At 29.5% G+C, this 3103-nt stretch carries 3 protein-coding genes; all 3 read right to left on the minus strand.

Annotation, left to right across the window (positions count from 1 at the left end; genetic code table 11):
* Positions 1 to 49: 49 nt before the first annotated feature.
* Complete coding sequence (locus D7Y06_RS24495) at positions 50 to 2029, minus strand: ATP-dependent nuclease (RefSeq protein WP_120410093.1); 1980 nt, start codon at positions 2027 to 2029, stop codon at positions 50 to 52.
* A 48-nt stretch (positions 2030 to 2077) separates the two neighbouring features.
* Positions 2078 to 2665 carry a PDDEXK nuclease domain-containing protein gene (locus D7Y06_RS27530; RefSeq protein ID WP_256387256.1) on the minus strand — a complete coding sequence of 196 codons (588 nt, stop codon included), beginning with the start codon at positions 2663 to 2665 and terminating at the stop codon, positions 2078 to 2080.
* 12 nt (positions 2666 to 2677) lie between these two features.
* A partial coding sequence (locus D7Y06_RS27535) for a DUF1016 N-terminal domain-containing protein (protein ID WP_243119504.1) occupies positions 2678 to 3103 on the minus strand: 426 nt, incomplete at its 5' end.

The following is a 3103-nucleotide window of genomic DNA, read 5'->3' on the forward strand; positions in this document are numbered from 1 at the left end:
GTGCAAACTTATTATACATGAGAAAGTGTCTTGTGCGTTATTTTATTTTTCAAAAAGTTGTAAAGTGGTGTGAATTGTCTATATTTTTCTTATAATCAGGCTTAATTCCGACAATATTCGTATAAATTCTTGGTTTTAACTCTTTAAGTATATTGTTCATGACTTCATTATCATAATTGTTTAGAATAAGCGCTTCTTCAAAACTCGTAGCATAATATCCATTTATTTTTCCTTGATATGCCAAACATAAATTATCTTTTTCTATAAATGTTGAAATATTAGACAAATCAGAATCTCCCTTCAAATCAATTATGGTCGCATTGGTTGTTTCTTTTCCTTTTAAACAATCAACTTGCGCATAAAAAACTGTCTTTTTAGCTTTAGTATTATATACGCTTTCGCCCTCATCCTCGTCTTCATTTTCTCGCTTAATATCCAAATCTGTAACTATCAGCACTGGAATCCCAAGTGCTTCAACAAGCCTTTTATACAAGAATCCATGCGCACCATTAATATTAAAGATAGAAATATAACGCCTATTTAACTTTTTTCTTTTTTCAATATAATATGGCAATATTATATCCTCCGCAAAACCTTCAACAAATATTGCCGCATCAGAAAAAAACAATTCAGATACTTTATATTTAATATGTTTCTTTAAAAACCTAAAACCTTCTGACTCTTCGTCTTCGTCTTCTTTCGGCATAATTCTTTTATTGTTTAGATTTACAGCTACAGCATTAAATTGATTTTCGCTTAAATAGCAAATATTATTAAAAGTATTCGCACTATGAATTTTGCTATTTAAAATATGCGAAGAATGTGTTGTAATAATAATTTGGCTATTTACATCCTTGTTTTTACTCGATAATAAAAACTTTATTGCCTCATTTATATTTTTAATAAACAACTCCTGCATCTGTGGATGCATATATGTTTCTGGCTCTTCTATAGAAATAAGATTAATTTTACTATTAAATGATGAATCCGGATATTTTTCAATGTAATCTATTATGGCAGCAATAATCATTACCAAATTAGTGTATCCCAAACCGAACTGATCCTCTGGAACATTTGCGTTATCCTCAATATACTCATATTTAATAAGATCTCGAATTAGTTTATCAAACGTAATATCTGCACTCAATTGTACTCCCATACGTTCCATAGAAATTAGTCTTTCTAACACTTTCTGAATAATATCAGTATGATTCTTACTAATATTTTTAGACAAATCACTATTAACTTCTTTCAGTTTTTTATTTACTTCTCTTTTCTCGTTTTGAAATGTATGCTCATATCTATATTTTATAATTTTATTAAAAGACTCTGTTAAACAATGGTCTGATTTTAAATGATTCGCTTTGATACATTGTAATTCCATTAGATTAGAAATTTTAAAATCAACATCAATCTTTTTAGCATTTTTATCATAATAATTTATTTCAAAATCCGTACTATTTAGCAATTCAAAAAAACTTGCAAAAGTGACTTCTTCTGTCTCTTCAGAAAACAATTTCTCCATTTCTGATTTAAAAAAACTTACATCTGCAATTTCATATCTAATACAAATCTTCAATTCTGAATTATCAACATCCTCAACCAGCATAAATGGTATTAAATTTGAAATTCTGTCATCACTATTTTCTTCCAATTCTACTGTTAAAACACATTCTATAAACGGCAAATTTATTTTCGCATCATTAATGTCATATTCTTTTAAATATCGTTGCAAATATCTATAATTGAAATCATTAATGCCAAATTTCCCATGATTTATCAAAGTATCCAGTGCTGTAATTATCGTTGTCTTGCCCGCATTGTTTTTTCCAATAATTAAAGTTGTGTCAGACGCAACATCAATGTCTGCTATTTCTTCATTAAAGTTATCATTTTCAACTATATCTTTCTCATTTTGGTTCTCTATTTTTTTGTCTACTTTAACAAGCTTGGAACTAATAAATTCAATCTCATTTTGTTCTGTTGAAAATTTTCTATAATTAGTAAGTTTCAGACTCTTTAAATACATATAACATCTCCTTCATTTATCTTAAATGTATTGAACGAAATAACAACACTAATTGTCCTTCAATTCCTCTCCATACATCAATTGATTACGTTCTAACTCGTTCTTCAGTTCTTCTACTGTAGGCAGCACAGTCATATATTTAGATGCAAATATCTGTTCACTTTCGTTTAAAACAGAATACTTTACCATCGTTTCATCCTTATCTGTACAGAAAATAATTCCGATTGTAGGATTGTCATCCTCCTGCCGCTTCAAATCATCAAACATTCTAATATACATATCCATCTGCCCTATATCCTGATGTGTCAGTTTATGGGTTTTCAGATCTATCAACACAAAGCATTTCAATATATAATTGTAAAACACTAAATCAATATAAAAATCTGATGTTTCAGTGCATATATGCATCTGCCTGTCCACAAAGCAAAATCCCCGCCCCATTTCTAACAAAAATTTCTGCAAATTACTGATAATTGCATTTTCTACTTCCTTTTCAATAACTGCATTATTATCTTTTATGCCCATAAACTCTAAAACATATGGATCTTTTACAAATTTTGGTATCTGCCCGATTTTCTCTGGAAACTGCGTTGAAAGAATTCGTTTAAAATAACCTGACTTTATATTGCACTCCAATTCCTTGACAGACTAATATTCATTTGCAACCTCATTCAAATAAAAATAACGCACTTCTTCATTATCTAATCGCATAATAGTTCTAAGATGTGACCAATGAATTTTCCCGATCAATGAATAACCATAGGATTCTTTTGGAAATGTTAAATATAACTGCCTGCAGTTTCTAATATTAGCGACCAAAAATCCAATTCCATACTCTTCTGAAAGTTCCTGTGAAAGCCGCTTAACAAGATATGAACCATATATTGCTTTTGACTCGCCCTTTTGTTCCTGCTCAATAATGCGTTTTCCCACGTTCCAATATGCATAAGTCATAATATTATTTGCAGCGGCATAAGTTTTATTTTTTGCATCATCTAATATTCTTGTGAGTTGTAAGTTATCAATAAAAAAATAACCCTTCCATATGGTTTTATGGTATCCTATAAGTTGCCA

This window comes from Roseburia sp. 1XD42-69 (genome assembly GCF_003612565.1).
Lineage (GTDB): Bacteria > Bacillota > Clostridia > Lachnospirales > Lachnospiraceae > Roseburia_B.

Excerpts from the sequence above, each read along its gene's own strand:
- D7Y06_RS24495 (WP_120410093.1), bottom strand. The coding sequence starts at position 2,029 with ATGTATTTAAAGAGTCTGAAACTTACTAATTATAGAAAATTTTCAACA.